The sequence below is a fragment of the Bradyrhizobium sp. LeoA1Lang genome (genome assembly GCF_055413685.1).
Genome location: NZ_JBVAPG010000373.1, coordinates 1 through 2,017 on the forward strand (window position 1 = coordinate 1; position 2,017 = coordinate 2,017).

The window sequence follows — 2,017 nt, forward strand, 5'->3', positions numbered from 1 at the left end:
TGCTGATGCATTGCGATTGATGGCCTTGACACGAACCATCCCATGTGAGGTTCTGGCAGGCTTCGACACCCGCCTCGATACGCCGCCTATCTCAGTCCGTCATCACCCAGTTTCCCGCATAGCTCCAGAAGCCTGATCGCCGGCTCTATGACATTGCCACGCTTGCCGCATTGCGCGAGCGCCTTCGCTCGGCCGATATCTGGGTCGACGGGAGCCGCTCGTTTCGCCCCATCGACGAGCACCTCATGCCGCGGTCGACGTTCACCATGTGAAGGATGAGGATCGGCTTGGCCTTGGTGTGGGCAGTGACGGCGCCGCTTGGCTGAACGAAGCAAGGCAGGTGCTGGACTTCAATTTGAAGCGCTTGGCCTATCGCGCTTGCGCAGGCAAGCTCGAGGGTGTTCGTCTTGAAGCCGGAACGCTGATCGTTACGCCGACGGCCGGCGACGCTCCTGCGGCAGCCGAAGAACTGAACGCTGAGATCAGCGAGATGTATCCGCTGGTCGAAGTTCCTGATCTCTTGAGGGAAGTGCATGAATGGACGGGCTTTGCCGATCAGTTCACGCATGTTCGCACGGGTGACGCCCCTCGGAATGTCTCCGCCATGCTGGCCGGCGTCCTAGCCGATGCAACTAATCTCGGTCCGAAACGGATGGCCAGCGCGTCCAAAGGCATCAGCGCCCATCAGATCGGCTGGATGCGCACCTTTCACGCCCGTTCAGAGACCTATCGCGCCGCTCAGGCCCGCATCACCGACGCACACAGCTGTCACCCGCATTCCCGCCTGTGGGGCAACGGAACGACTGCGTCGTCCGACGGGCAGTTCTTTCGTGCCAGCGACCGAGCGGCAAAACGCAGTGACGTCAATCTGCACTATGGCAGCGAACCGGGATCGAAGTTTTACAGTCACCTGTCGGACCAGTACGGCTATTTCAGCATCCTGCCCATCAGCCCGACGGAAAGCGAAGCGGCCTATGTGCTGGATGGTTTGTTCGACCAGGACACGATCCTCGATATCCAGGAGCACTTTACTGACACTGGCGGGGCAAGCGATCATGTCTTCGCGCTGTTCGCCCTTGTCGGCAAACGCTTCGCGCCGCGTCTACGCAACCTCAAGGATCGAAAGTTCCACATATTCGAGAAAGGCGATGCTTACCCGGCGCTCGTGAACCACATAGGCGCGCCGATCAACACTGCATTGATCCTTGACCATTGGGATGACCTGCTCCATCTGGCAGCGTCGATCACGACGCGCTCCGTCGTTCCCTCGACGATCCTGAAGAAGCTCTCGGCATCTCCGAAGAAAAGTCAGTTGGCCAAGGCGCTGCGGGAAGTCGGCCGCATCGAACGATCACTGTTCATGATCGAATGGTATTCGAGCCCGGCCCTGCGCCGGCGATGCCAAGCCGGCCTTAACAAGGGTGAGGCAGCGCACAAACTCAAGCGTTCGGTGTTCTTCCACGAGCGCGGCGAAATCCGTGACCGGTCATTCGAAAGCCAGGCATTCCGCGCTTCCGGTCTTACAGTAATCTGGTCGCCAGCGCCATCGTGCACTGGAATACTGTTTACCTCGACCGCGCTGTCACTCATCTGAAGCGAGAGGGCAGAAACATTCCCGACACGCTGCTCAAGCACGTGTCGCCGCTCAGTTGGGAACATATCAACCTGACCGGCATCTACACCTGGGATTCTGAGCACCAAATGCCCGAAGGCTTCAGATCGCTTCGGCTGCCAGCGCCAATCCAACGAGCGGCTTGATGTTCATGCCCCGTTTGGCCTTACCGTACGATTTTGAGCAGCTCTTGTTCTGACCCCAAGCCCCGCAGCGCGGCTGACGTCGTCGACGGTGAGCTGCGGTTTTCGAGCGAGGGCGGCAGCTCCGATCTCTTCGCCATCAACAGCTCACCGCGCCACGATCATCGCGGCCGCTTCATCGGCGTGGTGCTGACCGGGCGCCCGATCGGCGAGCTTCGCCGCGCCTACGAGGCGCTGCACAAGGCGCATCACGAATTGCAGC

At 60.1% G+C, this 2,017-nt stretch carries 2 pseudogenes; both read left to right on the forward strand.

What is annotated here, in order from left to right:
- Positions 1 to 128: 128 nt before the first annotated feature.
- A pseudogene (locus ACZYOF_RS43545) lies at positions 129 to 1,758 on the forward strand (Tn3 family transposase); the annotation flags it as partial.
- 33 nt (positions 1,759 to 1,791) lie between these two features.
- Positions 1,792 to 2,017 (forward strand): annotated as a pseudogene (locus ACZYOF_RS43550) (hypothetical protein); the annotation flags it as partial.